Source organism: Geomonas sp. Red32 (assembly GCF_023652955.1).
Taxonomy (GTDB): Bacteria; Desulfobacterota; Desulfuromonadia; order Geobacterales; family Geobacteraceae; genus Geomonas.
The window spans coordinates 539,838-557,021 of sequence record NZ_JAKLOY010000001.1; the positions used below are offsets into that span (position 1 = coordinate 539,838).

At 63.0% G+C, this 17,184-nt stretch carries 15 protein-coding genes, 1 other RNA gene and 2 riboswitches; of the genes, 8 read left to right on the forward strand and 8 right to left on the reverse strand.

What is annotated here, in order from left to right:
* Nucleotides 1-3 precede the first annotated feature (3 nt).
* Complete coding sequence (locus tag L4X63_RS02415) at nt 4-2,061, reverse strand: serine protein kinase PrkA (RefSeq protein ID WP_250676989.1); 2,058 nt, start codon at nt 2,059-2,061, stop codon at nt 4-6.
* Between the two features lie 313 nt (nt 2,062-2,374).
* Between L4X63_RS02415 and L4X63_RS02420 the strand changes: the two genes are divergently transcribed.
* Complete coding sequence (locus tag L4X63_RS02420) at nt 2,375-3,007, forward strand: hypothetical protein (RefSeq protein ID WP_250676990.1); 633 nt, start codon at nt 2,375-2,377, stop codon at nt 3,005-3,007.
* A 2-nt stretch (nt 3,008-3,009) separates the two neighbouring features.
* Here the strand turns inward: L4X63_RS02420 and L4X63_RS02425 are convergent, their stop codons facing one another.
* The 6 genes from L4X63_RS02425 to L4X63_RS02450 form a co-directional block, all read right to left on the reverse strand.
* Nucleotides 3,010-4,443: an HD-GYP domain-containing protein gene (locus tag L4X63_RS02425; protein WP_250676991.1), complete on the reverse strand. Its 1,434-nt coding sequence runs from the start codon at nt 4,441-4,443 to the stop codon at nt 3,010-3,012.
* A complete protein-coding gene (locus L4X63_RS02430) occupies nt 4,444-6,174 on the reverse strand; it encodes a HEAT repeat domain-containing protein (protein WP_250676992.1) in 1,731 nt (576 codons plus the stop codon).
* Between the two features lie 264 nt (nt 6,175-6,438).
* Nucleotides 6,439-8,082, reverse strand: coding sequence for a chaperonin GroEL (groL, locus tag L4X63_RS02435; RefSeq protein ID WP_250676993.1), 1,644 nt, complete (start codon nt 8,080-8,082; stop codon nt 6,439-6,441).
* A 71-nt stretch (nt 8,083-8,153) separates the two neighbouring features.
* Nucleotides 8,154-8,441, reverse strand: a complete 288-nt coding sequence (groES, locus tag L4X63_RS02440) for a co-chaperone GroES (protein WP_250676994.1) — start codon at nt 8,439-8,441, stop codon at nt 8,154-8,156.
* Nucleotides 8,442-8,934: 493 nt separating this feature from the next.
* The gene (locus tag L4X63_RS02445) at nt 8,935-9,207 is read right to left on the reverse strand and encodes a DUF507 family protein (protein WP_250676995.1); all 273 of its coding nucleotides are present in this window, start codon (nt 9,205-9,207) and stop codon (nt 8,935-8,937) included.
* Nucleotides 9,208-9,286: 79 nt separating this feature from the next.
* Nucleotides 9,287-9,571 carry a DUF507 family protein gene (locus L4X63_RS02450; RefSeq protein WP_250676996.1) on the reverse strand — a complete coding sequence of 95 codons (285 nt, stop codon included), beginning with the start codon at nt 9,569-9,571 and terminating at the stop codon, nt 9,287-9,289.
* A gap of 193 nt (nt 9,572-9,764) precedes the next feature.
* Between L4X63_RS02450 and ssrS the strand changes: the two genes are divergently transcribed.
* From ssrS to L4X63_RS02480, 7 genes are all read left to right on the forward strand, one after another.
* A non-coding RNA gene (gene ssrS / locus L4X63_RS24010) (6S RNA) lies at nt 9,765-9,944 on the forward strand.
* 136 nt (nt 9,945-10,080) lie between these two features.
* Complete coding sequence (locus L4X63_RS02455) at nt 10,081-10,446, forward strand: hypothetical protein (RefSeq protein WP_250676997.1); 366 nt, start codon at nt 10,081-10,083, stop codon at nt 10,444-10,446.
* A gap of 168 nt (nt 10,447-10,614) precedes the next feature.
* Nucleotides 10,615-11,190: a flavodoxin family protein gene (locus tag L4X63_RS02460; RefSeq protein WP_250676998.1), complete on the forward strand. Its 576-nt coding sequence runs from the start codon at nt 10,615-10,617 to the stop codon at nt 11,188-11,190.
* The gene (locus tag L4X63_RS02465) at nt 11,187-12,221 is read left to right on the forward strand and encodes a ribonuclease Z (protein ID WP_250676999.1); all 1,035 of its coding nucleotides are present in this window, start codon (nt 11,187-11,189) and stop codon (nt 12,219-12,221) included. Before L4X63_RS02460 ends, L4X63_RS02465 begins: the two co-directional genes overlap by 4 nt.
* 150 nt (nt 12,222-12,371) lie before the next feature.
* A riboswitch (molybdenum cofactor riboswitch) is annotated at nt 12,372-12,490 on the forward strand.
* A 107-nt stretch (nt 12,491-12,597) separates the two neighbouring features.
* Complete coding sequence (locus L4X63_RS02470) at nt 12,598-13,125, forward strand: hypothetical protein (protein ID WP_250677000.1); 528 nt, start codon at nt 12,598-12,600, stop codon at nt 13,123-13,125.
* Nucleotides 13,126-13,244, forward strand: a riboswitch (molybdenum cofactor riboswitch). It begins immediately after the preceding gene.
* Nucleotides 13,245-13,326: 82 nt separating this feature from the next.
* Nucleotides 13,327-14,694 carry an ABC transporter ATP-binding protein gene (locus L4X63_RS02475; RefSeq protein ID WP_250677001.1) on the forward strand — a complete coding sequence of 456 codons (1,368 nt, stop codon included), beginning with the start codon at nt 13,327-13,329 and terminating at the stop codon, nt 14,692-14,694.
* Entirely contained in the window at nt 14,681-15,397 is a 717-nt protein-coding gene (locus L4X63_RS02480; protein WP_250677002.1) for an energy-coupling factor transporter transmembrane component T family protein, read from the forward strand. Before L4X63_RS02475 ends, L4X63_RS02480 begins: the two co-directional genes overlap by 14 nt.
* Nucleotides 15,398-15,465: 68 nt before the next feature.
* Here L4X63_RS02480 and L4X63_RS02485 read toward each other — a convergent pair whose 3' ends face one another.
* Entirely contained in the window at nt 15,466-16,833 is a 1,368-nt protein-coding gene (locus L4X63_RS02485) for a DegQ family serine endoprotease (RefSeq protein ID WP_250677003.1), read from the reverse strand.
* Between the last annotated feature and the right edge of the window lie 351 nt (nt 16,834-17,184).

The window sequence follows — 17,184 nt, forward strand, 5'->3', positions numbered from 1 at the left end:
TCGCTAGCTCTCGTCCTCTTGCGTGCAGAAATACTCGATGGTCTTTTGCGAGCAGGTGCGGCAGTAGCCGAGCTTGCTCAGCATGGTCACGATCATCCGGTCGTAGAGCTTCTGGTTCTCCTCGTTGGTCCGGTTGGCGAGGGCGCCGATCAGGCTCCCGGCCCCGGCGATGTCCGATTTGAGCCGGACGTCGGTGACCGCCTTGACGAGCTCGAGGTTGTCCATGAAGTCGTAGTTCGGATCCACGGAGATCTTCTGGCCGTAGATCTTCCTGATCGAGGTCCTGAAGGAGGAGCGCTGCTCCTCGGTCTTCAGGCCGATCCGCTCCTCGACGCTCTTCACGTACCGCTCGTCGATCTTCAGGGCCTTCAGCTCGCCCGACTGGGGATCCTTGTACTTCCACATCCGGTCCGGGCCGAGATTTTCGGCGTCGATGCCGATGATCATGTTGACATAGTTCTGAACGTCCTTCTTAATGGCGAACGGCTCGTCCATGTAGGCGTTGAACATCTCGGTCATGATCCGCTCGCGGTAGAGCTTCTTGGCCGTCTTCAGATCCTCGAGATACTTGGCCCGCTCGTTGGTCTCCACCACGTAGTCGAGCACCACCCGTTCCAGCGCCTTGAAGACGTCGTAGGCGACCATGCAGCACCCCTCGTTGGTCTCCGAGCTCTCCTTGAGGATCTGGATGCTGCGGCCGAGGCTCCTGTGCCCAAGCCCCCGCTGGCCGAAACGCTTGGTGATGTCCGGTTCCTGGCCGAGGGTGTCGATCACCTCGGCGAGCGCCTTGATGCTCTTCTCGCCGGCCACCTCGCCCGCGGCGAGCTTCATGGTCTCGATCGGGGTGAGCTTCTCGCTCCTCGGGAGCCTGGTCAGCACCACGCCGACCGAGGCCGCGTAGTTCAGGTTCGGGTCCTGGTGCAGGGTCTCCTTGGTGAGGGTGGTCTTGGACTCGCTGCCGATCGCGTAGGCGGTCAGCCCTTCCTGCATCCGGTAGTTGGTGTTGTGCGAGACGTAACAGATGCGGCAGCGGTCGACGATCGGCGCCTCCTCCTTCTCGGAGAGGAACCGGTTGAACTCGGAGTTGTTGCTGGTGGCGATGATCATGGAGTCGATCGGCCACTTGTAGCCGTCGATCTCGATGGCGCGGTTCTGGATCACCCCGAGGTAGACCTGAACCAGGTCCTTCTTGTTCTTGAAGATCTCGTCGGAGAAGTGGATGCCGCCCCCCGCCACCCGGGCCAGCGCGCCGCGGCGCAGGTCGAAGCGGTACGGGTTGTTGGTGTCCGTCAGATGCAAAAGGCGCTGGATCGACTCCTCGCCCAGGAGGTCGACCGCCGAGGAGGTGATCTTGTCCTTGGCCGGGTACTTGCCGGTCAGGGTCCCCAGGCTCTCGCTCATCGGGACCGGGACCACCAGGACCGAGTCGAGCATCTTCTCGAGGTCGTAGTCGTGGAAGTTCCTGATGTCGTTCCAGATGTAACCGCTGCAGGCGCCCAGCGGGCGGTAGTTGCGGTAGAGGTTGTCGACCTCCTCCTCGGTGAACCCCTGCTCGGCGATGAACTTCCGGTTCTCCTCCTGGTCGTCGAAGAGGTTCATCGCCAGGATCATCGGGTCCTCGTAGGTCTGCGAGTCGATCTCGCGGATCCTGCCGTAGCTCCCGATCTTGTCGACGTCGAGGAAGCGGAAGCTGTACTTGCGGTTGCGGTCCCGGGAGAGGAAATTGCGGTACTTGCCGCAGAGGAACTCCACGAAGAACGTCTTGCCGTTACCGGGCTCTCCCACCAGGACGAAGGCCATCTCCTTGCTGGAGCCCCCCTCCGCGGCATCCTTGACGAAGGAGACGAAGCTGTTGATCTCGTCGTACATGCCGATGGTGTGCTTGCGGCCGGTCCGGAAGATGTTGAAGTCGTAGGTGGTCTTCCCGTTGACGGTGACCTTCTCGAATCCGGGTTCCAGGATCATCCTGATGATTCCCTGGAAGGCGTTCTCGAACACCCGTTCGCCCGCTTTGACGGCTGCCAGGTGTTGACGGAGCGTCTGGTTCTTCTGCGCAGTCATGGTTCCCTCCGCACTAGCGTTTTCGTTCCATTTATTGGCCCCGAGGGTTCCGGGTTCTCATTGGTTTAGGCGTCAAGACAAAGTATACGCCTTACCCCTGCATTGTGCAAAATACGGCACGGCGGCTTTTTGCAGGGCGGGCCCGGCCGGCCGGGAGGGCGGGCGGAGTCCAGAAAGGGCAAGCATTTCAAGGGAGACACTGAATTGTACCGGGGAGGATCGTTTCCGCAAGGAGAGGGGAGATCTTTGAATCGGGTGGCTATTTGGTACTATCTAACATCATCGGACACGCAAGAATCAAAAGGAGGGAGTCATGAAAGGGAAGCTGTGGGCAATACTTTTGCTGCTGGTGGCGGTAACGCTGGCGGGGTGCGGAGGAGGCGGCAACGACCATCCCGCCATCGTGCAGGATATTCTCAGTAACGACAACGTCGACGGTTACGTGGTGGAGGACACCGCCGGCAACCGTTCGGTGGGGCTCGTGGTCCGCGACGGGCTGAACACGGTACCGGCCGGCATCGACCCGGTCACCGATTCCGAGTACCGGGCCTTCCTCGACTTCCCGCTGACCAGCATCCCGGTGCGGGCCTCGGTGATCGACGCCACCCTCGACCTCACCATCCGCGACTACAACTCGACGGCCTTGTCCATTCCGCTGCGCATCGATCTCGTCAGCTTCGGCACCACGTTAACCACCGGCGACTTCGACCGCGCCCTGCTGATCCCGCTCGACACCCGGACGGTCAACATCTTCCCGAGCGATCTGAACCATCACGTGGTGATCGACGTGACCGATCTCATGCTGACCGCCCAGAGGCTCAGCCTGGCCGACTTCCAGATCCGGGTCATGGAGGATCTGGGGACGGTGGTCCCGGGGAGGATCGCCATCGACGACTCGACCAACACCACGGTGGCGCCGCTTCTGACCGTCAACTACGTCAATTAGGATCACAGCAGGTAGCGGTTCACCTCGAACCCGAGGAGACTCGGGTCCACGGTGGCCACGATAGCCCGGGGCGGGCGGGCCCGCCCCGGGACGAACACGTCCCCGTCCGTCTCCCGCCCGGCGGCGTCGGCGATGACCCGCACCCGCGGCTCGGCCGCCTCCACCGGATCGGGGTTGGTCTCCACCACCACCGCCAACTCGCCGCTGTCCAGAAGCACCAGCGATCCCAAACCGTGCAGACCGACGCAGCTCACCAGCACCTTCAAAAGCGGCGCGTCGAACTCCTGGCCGGCCCGGCTCAGGAGGTAGCGGATCGCCTTGTCCGGGGAGACCGCCGTCCGGCCGTGTACCCGCGACGAGGTCAGGGTGTCGTAGTTGTCCGCGAGGCTGACGATCCTCCCGAACAGGGTGATCCTGCCGTAGGGAAGCCGGGGGTAGCCGGAGAAATCGGCCATCAGGTGGTGCTCGAAGACGCCGGAGATGATCCGGGAGGTCATCTTGTCGAGCCCCTTCAGCATGGCGAGCGAGCTCACCCCCTTGAGGGGATGGGTTTCGAAGCGGGCCTGCTCCTCGGGCGTCAGCTCGCTCTCCTTGTCGAGGAGAGCGGCGGGAAGGTGGGCCTTGCCGAGATCGTGGAAAAGGGCGGCCATACCCAGCTCGCAGAGGTGGAACTTGGAAAGGCCCAGCCGCTTCCCCATGGCGAGCGACAGCAGGCAGACGTTGGCCGCGTGCATCTCGCCGTAGGAGGTGTGGCAGCGGTTGGCGGTCAGCCCCAACAGGCACGATTCGTGGCTGTAGAGATGGTCGATCAGGTGCTGGACCACCCGCTTGCACTCGCGGAAGCGGATCGGCTGCCCCGCCGCGGTGCTGGCCATCACGTTCTCCATGGCGGAGACCGCCTTCTTGTAGAGAAGCCTCGCCTTCAGCCGGTCGTCGCTCAGCTTGTCGGCGTCGACGTCGGCCGCCTCCATCCCCTCCACCAGCATCTCCACTTCGATATGGACGATCCTCCTCGCCTGCATACGCTCGAGCATCCGGCTGTAGGGATCGGGTGCCGCCTCGTCGGCCTCCTTGAGGGCATAGACGAAGCTTCTGAGATCGGCGGCGGTCACCTCGGCGGTGAAGGTCACCTGCCCGACCTGCCGGCTCTTCAGCTCGTGGGAGAGGAAACGCGAGGCCTCGTAGCCGGCGGCATCCGGGCGGAGGCGGTGGTCGCCCAGGTAGAGATGGTTCCCCTTGATCCGCAGGGTCGCCTCCTCCCGCTGCTGAATCTCCCTGATCCCCTCCAGCACCTTGGCCACCGGGAGCTGCACCGCCGCGTGCCCCTCGCTGTAGTGGGCCGACGTCTTCAAAAGCACGAACAGCTGGGCCACCAGGGCCTTGCCGAGCTTGACCATCTCGGCATGCATGCTGTCACGGAAGATCTCGGGGGCCATCTATACCTCCTCCCCTTCCAGGGAATCGCCGCCGCCTGCCGGTAGGGAGGAGAGCGCCTCGGCGATCAGCTCCCGCACCTCGGGATCCCGGCTGTGCTTTCCCTCCTCCAAAAGCTCCAGCGCACCCGGGCTCCTCATCTTGCTCAACCCCGCCACCGCCAGGAGGGCGTTCTCCCGCTGGGCGGCCTTCTGGAACCAGCGCTTCCTGAGGAGCATCTCGCGGAAGATCGGGAGCAGGGAATCGTTGCCGAGCTCGCCGATCAGCCCGTAGACCGCCTTCTTCTCGTCGAGGGGGCGCAGCTTGAAATCTTCGCTCTGGGTGAGGGCGATGGCGGGCTTGAGGGCGAAGGTGAGCCGCTCGCGGGCCATGATCTTGAGGGCGCGGATCCTCAGGGCGGCCGAGTCGTCCCTCAGGTACTTGAGGAGATAATGCTTCGCCTTGGGGTCGGATGAGCGCTCGAGGAAACCCAGCACCTCGCGGCGGATCCGGGGCTCCTTGTTGGAGATCAGCCCCACGATCATCGCCAGCGCCTTCGGGGTCCCGACCAGCGAGAGGACCAGCACCAGGTTTCTCACCAGGTACCAGCGCGGGTCGTTGAGGTGGGGGGCGAAGACCTCAGGGCGCGCCCGCCCGAGCTCGACCAGCACCTCGACGATCAGTTTGCGCATCTTGAGCTTTTCCACCCGCCCCAAAAGATCGCAGATCCCCCCCAAGGACGGCACCCCCAGCATCATCAAAAGATCCCGCACCTCGTCGTACCCAACCGTGCTGCCGGCGGCATCGATGGCCTCCTGGAGCGCCGCCACCGTGGTGTCGGAGAGGACGCCGTCGATGACGGCCCGGACCCGGTCGCGCAGGGGGGGGGTGAGCTTCGGGTCGCCGGCCAGGTGATCCAGGAAGCGGATCATCTTGAGGGCGCGCCCGATCTCCGCGTGGAGGAAGAGATTGCCGAGGAGCTTGGACGAGATGGAGAGGAAGTCGCCGAAGATCTCGGGGTCGCGGTTCCCCCCGAGGACGGCAAACAGGATGGTGAAGACGTCGTCGAGCGGGTCGCGGGTCACCTCGAGCTGGCGCGCCTTCCGGAGCCAGGCGGCGTCGTCGCGGGTGAGGGCCAGCAAGTTCTTCGGGATGGGACGGGGGGGAAGGACCGGCTCTTTCTTGAGGTGGGCGAGCGCGCGGGAGATCCCTCCCTGCTGGGGCCCCTCGGAGAGGGTCCCCCCTTCGATCGCCATCTCGACCAGGTCCTCCTCGAGCAGGTAGCCGATGTGGGGGAGGTTCCGCTCCCAGAGTTGGGTGACGATGTCGTCGTCGGCCTGGGTTGCCTGCTCGAAGGCGACGATGGAGAGGAAGGTCTGCAGCTCCCGCTCCTCGAGCCCGGGGGCGACGGAGAGGAGGCGGATGCCGTCGGAATGGATGCGGAAGGCGAGGCTGTCCTTGGGGTCGGGATTGTCGTAGACCACCGCGCCGCGGTAGCGCATGATGAACGGCTCGATCTCCAGGCGGTAGTCGCCGAACTGCGAGAGGTGCTTGGCCATGCGGGCGTTCAGGTCGTTCATGAACCTGATCAGGACCGGGTTGTTGGGGAGGTAGATACGGATCCCCTTGGCCGCCTTGACCATGGCCTGGATGACCTCCTGCGCGGAAGCGACCTCCCTTTGATCGGTGGCCGCGGTCTCCCGGCCGGTGTCGAACCCCTGCTCCCTCATGCGTCCCTGGACTCCCATGCTCATTAAGGCTACGCCGCCCGGCTCTCAATGTAAAGCGGCACATGTGCGGGAGGCAGCCTCCCCTCTCATCTCTTCGGCAGACTCCCGGAAAGATCCAGCGGTTTCTGCGGCTTAACCCCGCCGATGCGGCAAAAAAAGGAGCCGGCACGAAGGCCGTCTCCTGTGGAGGCATTGACGCAATTGCGAAACGCCTGCTGAAAATGAGAAAAGGGAGCCGGCCCCAAGGCCGGCTCCCTTCCTTTTTACGAGCGAAAGCGGTGGGACGGATTACATCATGCCGCCCATGCCACCCATGCCGCCCATACCGCCCGGCATGGCCGGCATAGCGCCTTCCTCTCTCGGCTTGTCGGCGATCATGGCTTCGGTGGTCATCATGAGACCGGCAACCGAGGCGGCGTTCTGCAGCGCGGAACGGGAAACCTTGGTCGGGTCGATGATGCCGGCTTCGATCATGTCGACATAGACGTCGTCGGCTGCGTTGTAGCCGAAGGCGCCCTTGCCGTTTTTCACCTTGTCGACCACGATGGAGCCGTCGACGCCGGCGTTCTGGGCGATCTGACGGATCGGCTCCTCGATGGCGCGCTTGATCACGTTGACGCCGAACTGCTGCTCGGTCGGGAGGTCGAGCTTCTCGAGGACGGCCATGGCGCGCAGGTAAGCGACCCCGCCTCCCGGGACGATCCCCTCGTCGACGGCGGCGCGGGTGGCGTGCAGGGCGTCTTCCACGCGGGCCTTCTTCTCTTTCATCTCGACTTCGGTGGCGGCACCGACCTTGATGACGGCAACACCGCCGACCAGCTTGGCCAGGCGCTCCTGCAGTTTTTCGCGGTCGTAGTCGGAGGAGGTCTCTTCGATCTGGGCACGGATCATCTTCACGCGGCCGGCGATGTCGGCCTCGGAGCCGTTGCCGTCGATGATGGTGGTGTTGTCCTTGTCGATGGTGACCTTCTTGGCGGAGCCGAGCATGTCGTAGGTGGTGTTCTCAAGTTTGAAGCCCACTTCCTCGGAGATCACCTTGCCGCCGGTCAGGATGGCGATGTCTTCCAGCATGGCCTTGCGGCGGTCGCCGAAGCCCGGAGCCTTGACTGCGGAGACGTTCAGCACGCCGCGGAGCTTGTTGACCACCAGGGTGGCCAGCGCCTCGCCTTCGATGTCCTCGGCGATGATCAAAAGCGGACGGCCGCTCTTGGCGGTCTGCTCGAGGATCGGGAGGAGGTCCTTCATGTTGGCGATCTTCTTGTCGTGGATCAGGATGGCGACGTTGTCCATGTTGGCTTCCATCCGCTCCGGATCGGTGACGAAGTAGGGGGAGAGGTAGCCGCGGTCGAACTGCATACCTTCCACGGTCTCCAGGGTGGTCTCCATCGCCTTGGCTTCCTCGACGGTGATGACCCCTTCCTTGCCGACCTTCTCCATGGCCTGGGCGATGATGTCGCCGATGGTCTTGTCGTTGTTGGCGGAGATGGTGCCGACCTGGGCGATCTCTTTGTGGTCCTTGATCGGCTTGGAGATGGCTTTCAGCTCGTTGACGAGGGCCTCGACGGCCTGATCGAGACCGCGCTTGATCTCCATCGGGTTGTGGCCGGCGGCGACCAGCTTGGAACCCTGACGGTAGATGGCCTGGGCCAGCACGGTAGCGGTGGTGGTGCCGTCACCGGCGACGTCGGAGGTCTTGGAGGCGACTTCCTTCACCAGCTGGGCGCCCATGTTCTCGAACTTGTCCTCGAGCTCGATTTCCTTGGCGACGGTCACGCCGTCCTTGGTGATGAGCGGAGCGCCGAAGGACTTCTCGATGACGACGTTGCGGCCTTTGGGGCCGAGGGTCACCTTGACGGCGTCGGCGAGGGTATTGACACCTTTAAGGATGCAGTTGCGGGCATCCTGGTCGAATTTAATGATCTTTGCTGCCATGTGAACGTTCCTCCTGTGATGGGTAAGTATGAATATGTCGACCGGAGCGGCCTGGCCACTCCGCCGGTTGGCTACTTCTCGATAACGCCGAGGATGTCGTCCTCGCGCATGATCAGGTAGTCCTCACCGTCGAGCTTCACGTCGCTCCCCGCGTATTTACCGAACAGCACCTTGTCGCCGATCTGGACGTCGAGCGGATAAACCTTGCCGTCCTCGCCACGCTTGCCTTTGCCGATGGCGACAACCTCGCCCTGCTGCGGCTTCTCCTTGGCGGTCTCCGGGATGTAGAGCCCCCCGGCGGTCATGGTCTGCTCCTCAACCCTCTTCACGATGATGCGGTCTTGCAGCGGTCTAATCATACTTGTCTCTCCTTTCCATTGAGATTCGGGATCTCTCGTAGTAGAAAAAATGTTAGCACTCGTCAGTGCTGAGTGCTAAGAACTCCGTAAATATAAACAGCGTCCCGTGAAAAATCAAGGGGAGAGGGGAAAATTAATTTCGAGGGGAAGACAGGGAGAAAAAGTGGAGTGATGACGATGAGATAAAGGCCCAAAGGGAGATCAAAGGCGATGGAACACGGATGACACGGATCGAACGGATCTACACGGATACGGCAAAACCGGAATTATCAATGTAAAGGCAAAAGCAGGAAAGGCAAAGGCAATGGAACGCGGATGACGCGGATTGAGCGGATTTACGCGGATACACCAAAAACAAATTCTTTGAGGTAACGGCAAAAGCAAACCTACCTGCGAAAGGCGAATAAGGTCCCCCCCTTTGCGAAGGGGGGACAGGGGGGATTTTAACCGTGCGAAACCACGCCGCCGTCGCTGGCGTTAGGGGACGCCCGCCCTACCACTTCCTCTTGGCAAGCTCCTCGGCATAGAACTTCTGGTAGAGGATCTCCCAATCGCGGCTGCCCGGGACCTTGGACTGGCTGTAGGAGGCAAGCTTTTCGCGGACCGCCTGATCGATCAGCCCTACCACGGAGAAGAACGCCTCGATGGATCCCTTGATGGAGTCGAGCGCGCGCCGCTCGTCCGGGAAGTCGGCCAGGTCGTCGCGGTAGAGCTTGTCGAAGATCTTGTGGGCGATGTGGGAAATCCGGTCTTCGGAAATATGCATGGTTTCCTCCTCGGCGGCACCGGGGCTGGTTGAGGATCAAGGGGAAAGGGGGACACAGGCACCGTGCGGAGCCGGGCCCCTAGAGGACGATCTTTCTCTCTTTGGCCAGGCGATCCTTGATCATCTTGAGCATCTTGTGGCGGTCGATGCCGGCGCCGCCCCCCATGCTCTTCAGGGTCTGCTCCAGGAGCGCCTCGGCGTCATGCTCCAGGGCCTCCTCCTGCTTGATGTCGGCGGCGATAGCCGCCCGCGCAGCGGCCAGCAGCGCTCCCCGCTCGGCCTTCGCGGTGACGAGCCCCCCCTTCTCAAGGTCTCCCAGCACTCTCTCAGCCAAACGCGCGATCTGATCATCCTTGAGATGCATACATCCTCCCGCTTACCCGTGGTCCGCGGCATTGTACGTTAATCACCTGAAAAAGCAACCTGGTTTTCCGGCATTTCGGGCCATTACTCATAGAGCATTCTTAATCAATCAAATTTATGTCAAACCCTGCAAGAAATAAGAGAAAACGTCTTGATTTCTGTCTTAGCCAAAGATAGAATACAGCCACTAGACGCTCTCTCTGCCGTGACCGTAAGGCCTTAACGCCCCTGCGGAATAATTTTTGAACGGGCGACTGTCTGTGATCGTGGTGTGCTGCCCCATTGCGCGGGAATTGCCTGAAGCGATCTACAGGAGCCCACCTATCAGGGAACTCGCTGTGAGGCTCCCGGGCCCACGACACGGTGGAGAGAGTACTCATAAAAAGGGAATCGGATCAGTCCGATTCCCTTTTTTGTTGTGCAGTGGCAGGTTAAACGCTATATATGAAGTTTCGCAGGTAATAGCGACCGGCCGATTGTCCTTTGGGCATCTCCGGTGGAGCAGGTTTCATGACGAAGGGTCCAACCTCACTCCCCGTTTTTTCCACCCTCAGCACCGGGCTTTTGGCGGTAGCCGGCATCGGGGTCCTCGACTTCCTGACCGGCGAATACTCCCTGCTGATCTTCTACGCCTTGCCGGTCGGGGTGGTCGGATGGCGGCTGGGGCGCTGGGGGGTGGTGGCCACCTCGTTCGCGTCCGGGGTCGCCCGCTGGATTTCCGACTACCTGAGCCATTCCGGCGCCCCGGTCTCCGCCGCGGGATACTGGAACTTGCTGCAGGACGTGGTATTTCTTCTCCTGTTCGGCCTCCTCCTGGTGCTGGCCAAGACGCTGATGAGCGAGGACGGGAGAAAGGAAGAAGACAAAGAGGAGTAGGAGCGGAAGGAGGTCTCCCCCTTTGCGAGGGTGGACAGCGGGGATTTCAGCGCTGCGGGCCCACGGCAGGAAACGTCGCGTTTCGTTCCTCAACGTGACCTACGACTGACATCGGCTCCGGTTTCGGATATTCAATCTGGCACAAAGAACGGGTGCAAGGAGCAGGGCATGAAGGTGGTCGGCTTCAACGGTAGCGGACGGAGTAACGGGAACACTGCGATGCTCCTGCGGAGAGTCTTCGCCGAACTGGAGAACGAGGGGATCGGGACCGAACTGGTCGAGCTGGCGGGCAAACCGTTCCGCGGCTGCACCGCCTGTTACGGCTGCTTCCGGAACCAGGACCGGCGCTGCGTCATGAACGACGACTTCGTCAACGACGCCATCGAGAAGATGGATGCCGCCGATGGCATCCTGATCGCCTCCCCGACCTACTTCGCCGACATCACCAGCGAGACCAAGGCGCTCATCGACCGAAGCGGCATGGTGGCCCGCGCCAACGGCTTCATGTTCCAGCGCAAGGTCGGCGCCGCCGTGGTCGCGGTCCGCCGTGCCGGTGCCATCCACGCCTTCGACAGCATCAACCACTTCTTCCTGATCGGTCAGATGATCGTCCCGGGCTCCAGCTACTGGAACATCGGCTTCGGCCGCGAGATCGGCGAGGTCGAAACGGATACCGAGGGAATCTCCACCATGGAAACCCTCGGGAAAAACATGGCATGGCTCCTTAAAAAGCTTCGGCCATGACGCCCCACTTCCTTCCCATCCTGGTCAATCCTGCCTTCGGCGATCCGGGACTCTACGTCGACTTTCAATTCGCCCACCGCGCCATCCTTTTCGACCTGGGCGACACCGCCCCCCTCTCCCACCGCAAACTGCTGCGGATCAGCGACGTTTTCATCTCCCACACCCACATCGATCACTTCATAGGGTTCGACCGCCTGCTGCGCGTTCTTTTGGGGCGCGACAAGGCGCTGCACATCTACGGTCCTCCCGGCATCCTGCGCCAGGTCGAGAATCGCCTCGGCTCCTACAGCTGGAACCTGATTCAGAGCTACCCGACCACCTTCACCGTGACGGTGACCGAGCTCCATCCCGACGGGCGCACCCTCCGGGCCTCCTTTTCATCCCGAACCGCCTTCGCCCGCGAAGGAGAGGAAACCTTCGTCCGCAGCGGAGACACGATCATGGAAGAGGAGAACCTCCGGGTGCGGGTCGCCTTTCTCGAGCACAGCATCCCCTGCCTCGCCTTTGCCTTCGAAGAGATGCTCCACGTGAACTTCAAGAAGAACAAGCTGGAGGAGCTGGACGCGCCGGTCGGTCCCTGGCTCTCTTGGGTGAAGCGGGCGGTGCTGACCGGCGAGCCGGACGAGACGACCGTCGCCGTGCCGGTGCGGGACGGCGGGGAACGGCTCATGAGCCTGCGCGAGCTCAAGGAGCAGGTGCTGACCGTGGTGCCGGGCGAGAGAATCGCCTACGTCACCGACACCGCCTACACTCCGCAGAACCGGGAGCGGATCATCCGGCTGGCCCGGGGAGCCGACTACTTCTTCATCGAGGCGGTCTTTCTCGACCTCGATCACGAGCGGGCAGCCGAGCGGGCGCACCTGACCGCGCGCCAGGCGGGATCGCTCGCCCGCGAGGCGGGTGCCGCCCGGGTCTTCCCCTTCCACTTCTCACCCCGCCACCTCGGCCAGGAGCAGGCCCTGCGGCAGGAGGTGAAGGATGCCTTCGAGGGAAGGCTCCCGCGGCACGATAAAGATTGCCCATCCAGGTGACAAAACATGAGCCGCCACCTGCAAAAGATAACGTATACACGCTCCCGTCCCTAAACTTCTTGACACTGCAAGCCATTTATCATATCGATCCCTGTCACTCAAAAAGTAAATCCCCTCTTCGGCCTTGTCGAAGGGGAGCCGTGCACAACTAAAGTTACCGATCTCCGAGCCGCAGTGCCTACCGGGTCTGTCCCCATGGTGCCCGGCCTGTGGGTTCTGCTGGAAACGGCAGCGCCCTCCTTTTGAAAAGGAGATTCCGCAGGCCGCTCGGTCCACGCCCGGGTTACGCCTTAAGGGATCCTTTATCCGAAGGGTCCCTTTTTTGTTGCCGGCGCCGTGCGCACGCGAGCGACGGCCAACCGAGGAGAATGCAGCGATGCGCATCTTGGTAAGCATCGGCGACACCGACAACCTGGACAGCCGCGGAACCGGCGAGCTCGCCACCCTCATTGCGGCAGAGCTGGAGAGCCGGGGATGGGGGCGGGCCGGGTTCGTGACCCGCCACCAGTTGCTGGTCCATCCCGACATCCCGTACACCTCCCATAACAGCGCGATGTGTTTCGAGGCGGAGATCGCCGAAAACGCCCTGGACGCGGTCATCGCCTACGCGAGCGATTTCCTCGCACGGGAGAGCGCGGAGGGATCCGATCCTGGCCTCTGCGTCGCCGCCATCGAGGCCGTTGCCTCGCCCGAGCAGCTCATCGTCTTCGGCGAGCGGGCGAAGGATTCGGTCCTCGACAAGGACACGGCGTACACGCTCGCGGAAATGCTGGGGGTGCACCTGTCGGAGCACGGCGGAAGCGGCCAAGGGGTGATCGGCGCCCTCGCCGGTGCCGGTCTGCGGCTGGGAGGAAACGACGAAGGCTCAAGGGGAGCATCAAGGTCCCCCGGTACAACCGAATAGGTTTCACTGTTTCTTCGAGCTGCAGCGCCTAAAGGGATCGTCCCCATGGCGCCCGGCCATTGGGTGTTGCGGGAAACGGCAGCGCCTTCCCCCTGAGAAGGAGAACAGCCCAGACGGAGCCCGAGCCCTGTACCGCTCGAATTCCGTTCAAGGCCCTTCTCCACCCCGAGAAGGGCTTTTTTCGTTCATGGGCGGTGCGTTATGAATCTCTCGATCACCTCGTTAAGTTACCGGTACCCCGGCGCAACGGAACCGGCACTGGCCGATATTTCCTGCGAAGTCGGAGCCGGCGAATGCGTCTGCTTCACCGGGGACTCCGGCTGCGGCAAGTCGACCCTGCTCTTGGCCATCAAGGGGGCGCTGCGCGGCGGCAGCCGGGTGGGAAGCATTGAAATCCCCCCCCACGCCGGTGACGGGCGTATCCCCGTCGGGATCGTTTTCCAGAACGCCGAATCCCAGATCGTCTGCACGACGGCCGGCGAAGAGGTCGCCTTCGCGCCGGAGAATCTCTGCATCCCCCGCGAGGAGATAGCCGAACGGGTGGCCCTCGCGCTGCGGGCCGTGGGGCTGGAGGGGTGCCAGAAGCGGAACGTGGATCGCTTCTCGGCCGGGCAGAAGCAGCGCCTTGCCATTGCCTCCGTGCTGTCGGCCAATCCGGGCATCCTCCTCCTCGACGAGCCAAGCTCCCAGCTCGACCGGCGGAGCAAAGAGGAACTTCGCGACACCCTGGGATGGCTGAAGCGGGAGGGATACATCATCGTGCTCGCCGAACACGACATCCTCCCCTTCGCCGGGATCATCGACCGCTACTTCGTGATGGAACGGGGGAAGATCGTTTCGGTACTGTCGATGCCCCCCGCTCCCCGCGCCGCTAATCGCTCCTTTCCGGCTCGCCTCGAGCACGGCGGCGCCCCCGTGCTGACCGTCCGCGGCCTCCACCTCGGCTATCCCGAAACCGGCGCAGTTCTCAACGGGGTCGATCTTACCGTCGGGGAGGGGGAACGGGTCCACCTGCTCGGGGATAACGGGGCAGGGAAATCGACACTCTTCCGCGCCCTCTGCGGGCTTGCCCGCCCGGACCTCGGGACCGTCGAGCTGGCCGGGATCGGGAAGCCGGTGCCGGAGCGGCTGGCGGGAAAGGTGGGGGTGCTCTTCCAGAACCCGACACGGCAGCTCTTCGCGGAGAGCGTCCAGGAGGAGGTCTCCTTCACCCTCAAGAGGGAAGGACGTCCCCTCCGGGAGATAGACGGGCTGGTCGCGGAGGCGCTCGCCCACTGCCGGATCGCCCACCTGGCCGGCCGGACCCCGCTGACCTTGAGTTTCGGGGAGCAGCACCGGGTGGCGCTCGCCTCGGTCCTCGCGGGCCGTCCCCGGCTCCTGCTGCTGGACGAGCCGTTTGCCGGTCTGGACATGGCACAGCGTGGCGAACTGCTGGAGATTCTCGGCGAGCTCCCGGCCCGTTTCGGGACCAGCGTGCTGATCGCGAGCCATGATCGTCTGCCGGTGCCCGGATGGGCCGACCGCGAACTGATTCTGAAGGACGGGAGGGTCACCGATGCGCGCGGCTGAGATGAATATCCGGCGGTTTCGAACGAGCGACTACGCCTGTCAGTTCATGACGCACGACTCGCCTATCCACCGGCTGGGACCGGGGACCAAGCTTGCCGCCGGGACCGCGTTGAGCGCCTGCGCGATCGCCGTCCGCACCCCGGAACAGCTCCTGGTCCTCCTCGCGGTCGCGCTCGGCTGCTTCTTCCTGGCCCGGCTGACTCCGTACGACCTCTGGCGGGACACCCGGGTGCTGGTCTTCCTGGGGGTAGCGGTGACCGCGGCCTACTGCGCCCTGCACGGCGCCAGCGACTTTTGGCCCGGCGTCCGGACCTCGACTCAGATCATCCTCTTCTATCTCCCCGGTGCGGTCTTTCTGCGCACCACCCGGACCTCGGAGGTGATGACGGGCTTCAGCCGGGTGATCCCGTACCGGATATCGTTCCTCCTCTTCGTGAGCGTGCGCTTCGTGCCGTTCTTCCTGCGGGAGCTGGAGGAAATTTCGGCGGCGCAGCGGCTGCGGGGGGCGAAGATCCGGCTACGGGACCAGGCCGATCCCCGCAACTGGTGCGATCTCTTTCACTGCCTGGTGGTGCCGCTCATGGTAAGGGCGCTGAAAACCGCGGAGGAGCTGTCGAGGTCCGCCGAGTCGCGCGGGTTCGGAGAATGCGAACAACGAAGCTACGCCGGCATCGCGGGCCTCCGGGTCGCGGCGAAACGCTGAGGCCGATCCATCAAAAAAAAGGGGGCCGGTAAGCCCCCTTTCCTCTCTTCCAATTTCCCATCGTCTCCCTACTCGACCCTCATGGCCGTGAAGAGCGAGCTGTTCCCCCGTTTGAGGAGCACCTTCAGGTAGCCACCCTTCTTCACGGTGGCGATCACCTTACTGTAGTCGCTCACGCTGGCGATGCGCTTGCCGTTGATTTCGTGGATCACGTCTCCCTCCACGATCCCCGCCCGGTCGGCCAGACCGTCCGGCTGCACCTCGGCGACCAGCACGCCGCGTTCCCCGCGGTTTTGAGGGGCCCGCTCCGGAGTGAGCTCGGCTACCTTGAGCCCCAGCTTGTCGCCGGTGGTCGCCACATCCTCCTCGTCCCCATCCTTCATCTTCTCGATGGTGACCGGGACCTCCTTCTGCTTGCCGTCGCGCAGGATCACCACCTTCACCGCCTTGCCGACCGGGGTGGCCGCCACCATGCGCGGGAGCTCGCTCATCTCGTGGATGGTCCGGCCGTCGAACTGCAGGATGATGTCGCCCCCCTGCAGCCCTGCCTTGTCGGCGGGACTGTCCTTGGTGACCTCCGAGACGAGGGCTCCCTTCTCACCCTCCAGACCGAAGGACTGCGCGAGGTCGGCGGTCACCATCTGCACCGACACCCCGAGCCACCCACGAGTCACCTTGCCGCTCTGCTTGAGCTGCTCGATGACCGCCTTGGCCATGTTGATCGGGATCGCGAAGCCGATCCCCTGGCCGCCGGAAAGTATTGCGGTGTTGATGCCGATCACCTCCCCCTTCGAGTTGAAGAGGGGACCGCCGGAGTTGCCGGGGTTGATGGAGGCATCGGTCTGGATGAAATCGTCGTAGGGGCCGGAGCCGATCACCCGCCCCTGCGCGCTGATGATCCCCGCGGTCACCGTCTGGGCCAGGCCGAAGGGATTGCCGATCGCCATCACCCACTCGCCCACTTCGGCCTTGTCGCTGTCGCCGAGCGGTGCCACCGGAAGATGCCCCTTGGCGTCGATCTTCACCAGGGCGAGGTCGAGCTTTTCGTCACGCCCCTTGATCTCTCCCTTGAACTCGCGGCCGTCGGAGAGCTTGACCTTGATCTCGTCGGCGCCGGCAACGACGTGGTTGTTGGTAAGGATGTAACCGTCGTCGCTGATGATGAAACCCGATCCGAGGTTCTGCTGCTTGTGGGGATGCTGACGGGGTGTATCGAAGAACTTCTCGAAGTAATCCTGGAAGGGGTCGTTACCATACAGGTGCCGCTTCTGCACGGTAACAGTTTTGGAGGTACTGATATTGACGACGGCGGGTTTGAGTTGCTTTGCCAGTTTCACGAAGTCGGGACTCACTGCCGAGCCCCAGGCTCCGGTGGCAATGAGTGAGGAGAAAAGCAGGGTGAGTGTCAAAAGAATCGCCTGAAACGTTGCCCGCATGGCTACCTCCTAGAATTTGGTAGCGTAAAGCTAATACCCGCATGGCGCTTTGTCAAGGGAGCCAGGAGTATACGGCGCGCACGACTGCGGTCCAGTCCGGGCAATCCGGAAGACTCAATGGAGCTTCAGACTAAACGCTATTGCGGCTACGAAGGCGGCGATGATCGCGACGGTCACCGGAGGTGATACGGAAGTTCTCCAGTTGTCGAAGGGAATGGCAACCGAAATATGTACCCGTTTCGACGGTCCTGGAGGGGCAGATCATGGACCCGGCGGCCTCTTGGCGATGACAAATTACGATGCAATTCCGGGGAAATAGCCGCAGTCACACCATTTGCTCCCGCTCCGGCG

Excerpts from the sequence above, each read along its gene's own strand:
- groL (WP_250676993.1), bottom strand. The coding sequence starts at position 8,082 with ATGGCAGCAAAGATCATTAAATTCGACCAGGATGCCCGCAACTGCATC.
- groES (WP_250676994.1), bottom strand. The coding sequence starts at position 8,441 with ATGATTAGACCGCTGCAAGACCGCATCATCGTGAAGAGGGTTGAGGAG.
- L4X63_RS02485 (WP_250677003.1), bottom strand. The coding sequence starts at position 16,833 with ATGCGGGCAACGTTTCAGGCGATTCTTTTGACACTCACCCTGCTTTTC.
- L4X63_RS02460 (WP_250676998.1), top strand. The coding sequence starts at position 10,615 with ATGAAGGTGGTCGGCTTCAACGGTAGCGGACGGAGTAACGGGAACACT.
- L4X63_RS02480 (WP_250677002.1), top strand. The coding sequence starts at position 14,681 with ATGCGCGCGGCTGAGATGAATATCCGGCGGTTTCGAACGAGCGACTAC.
- L4X63_RS02445 (WP_250676995.1), bottom strand. The coding sequence starts at position 9,207 with ATGCATATTTCCGAAGACCGGATTTCCCACATCGCCCACAAGATCTTC.
- L4X63_RS02420 (WP_250676990.1), top strand. The coding sequence starts at position 2,375 with ATGAAAGGGAAGCTGTGGGCAATACTTTTGCTGCTGGTGGCGGTAACG.
- L4X63_RS02475 (WP_250677001.1), top strand. The coding sequence starts at position 13,327 with ATGAATCTCTCGATCACCTCGTTAAGTTACCGGTACCCCGGCGCAACG.
- L4X63_RS02465 (WP_250676999.1), top strand. The coding sequence starts at position 11,187 with ATGACGCCCCACTTCCTTCCCATCCTGGTCAATCCTGCCTTCGGCGAT.
- L4X63_RS02415 (WP_250676989.1), bottom strand. The coding sequence starts at position 2,061 with ATGACTGCGCAGAAGAACCAGACGCTCCGTCAACACCTGGCAGCCGTC.
- L4X63_RS02430 (WP_250676992.1), bottom strand. The coding sequence starts at position 6,174 with ATGAGCATGGGAGTCCAGGGACGCATGAGGGAGCAGGGGTTCGACACC.
- L4X63_RS02425 (WP_250676991.1), bottom strand. The coding sequence starts at position 4,443 with ATGGCCCCCGAGATCTTCCGTGACAGCATGCATGCCGAGATGGTCAAG.
- L4X63_RS02455 (WP_250676997.1), top strand. The coding sequence starts at position 10,081 with ATGACGAAGGGTCCAACCTCACTCCCCGTTTTTTCCACCCTCAGCACC.
- L4X63_RS02450 (WP_250676996.1), bottom strand. The coding sequence starts at position 9,571 with ATGCATCTCAAGGATGATCAGATCGCGCGTTTGGCTGAGAGAGTGCTG.
- L4X63_RS02470 (WP_250677000.1), top strand. The coding sequence starts at position 12,598 with ATGCGCATCTTGGTAAGCATCGGCGACACCGACAACCTGGACAGCCGC.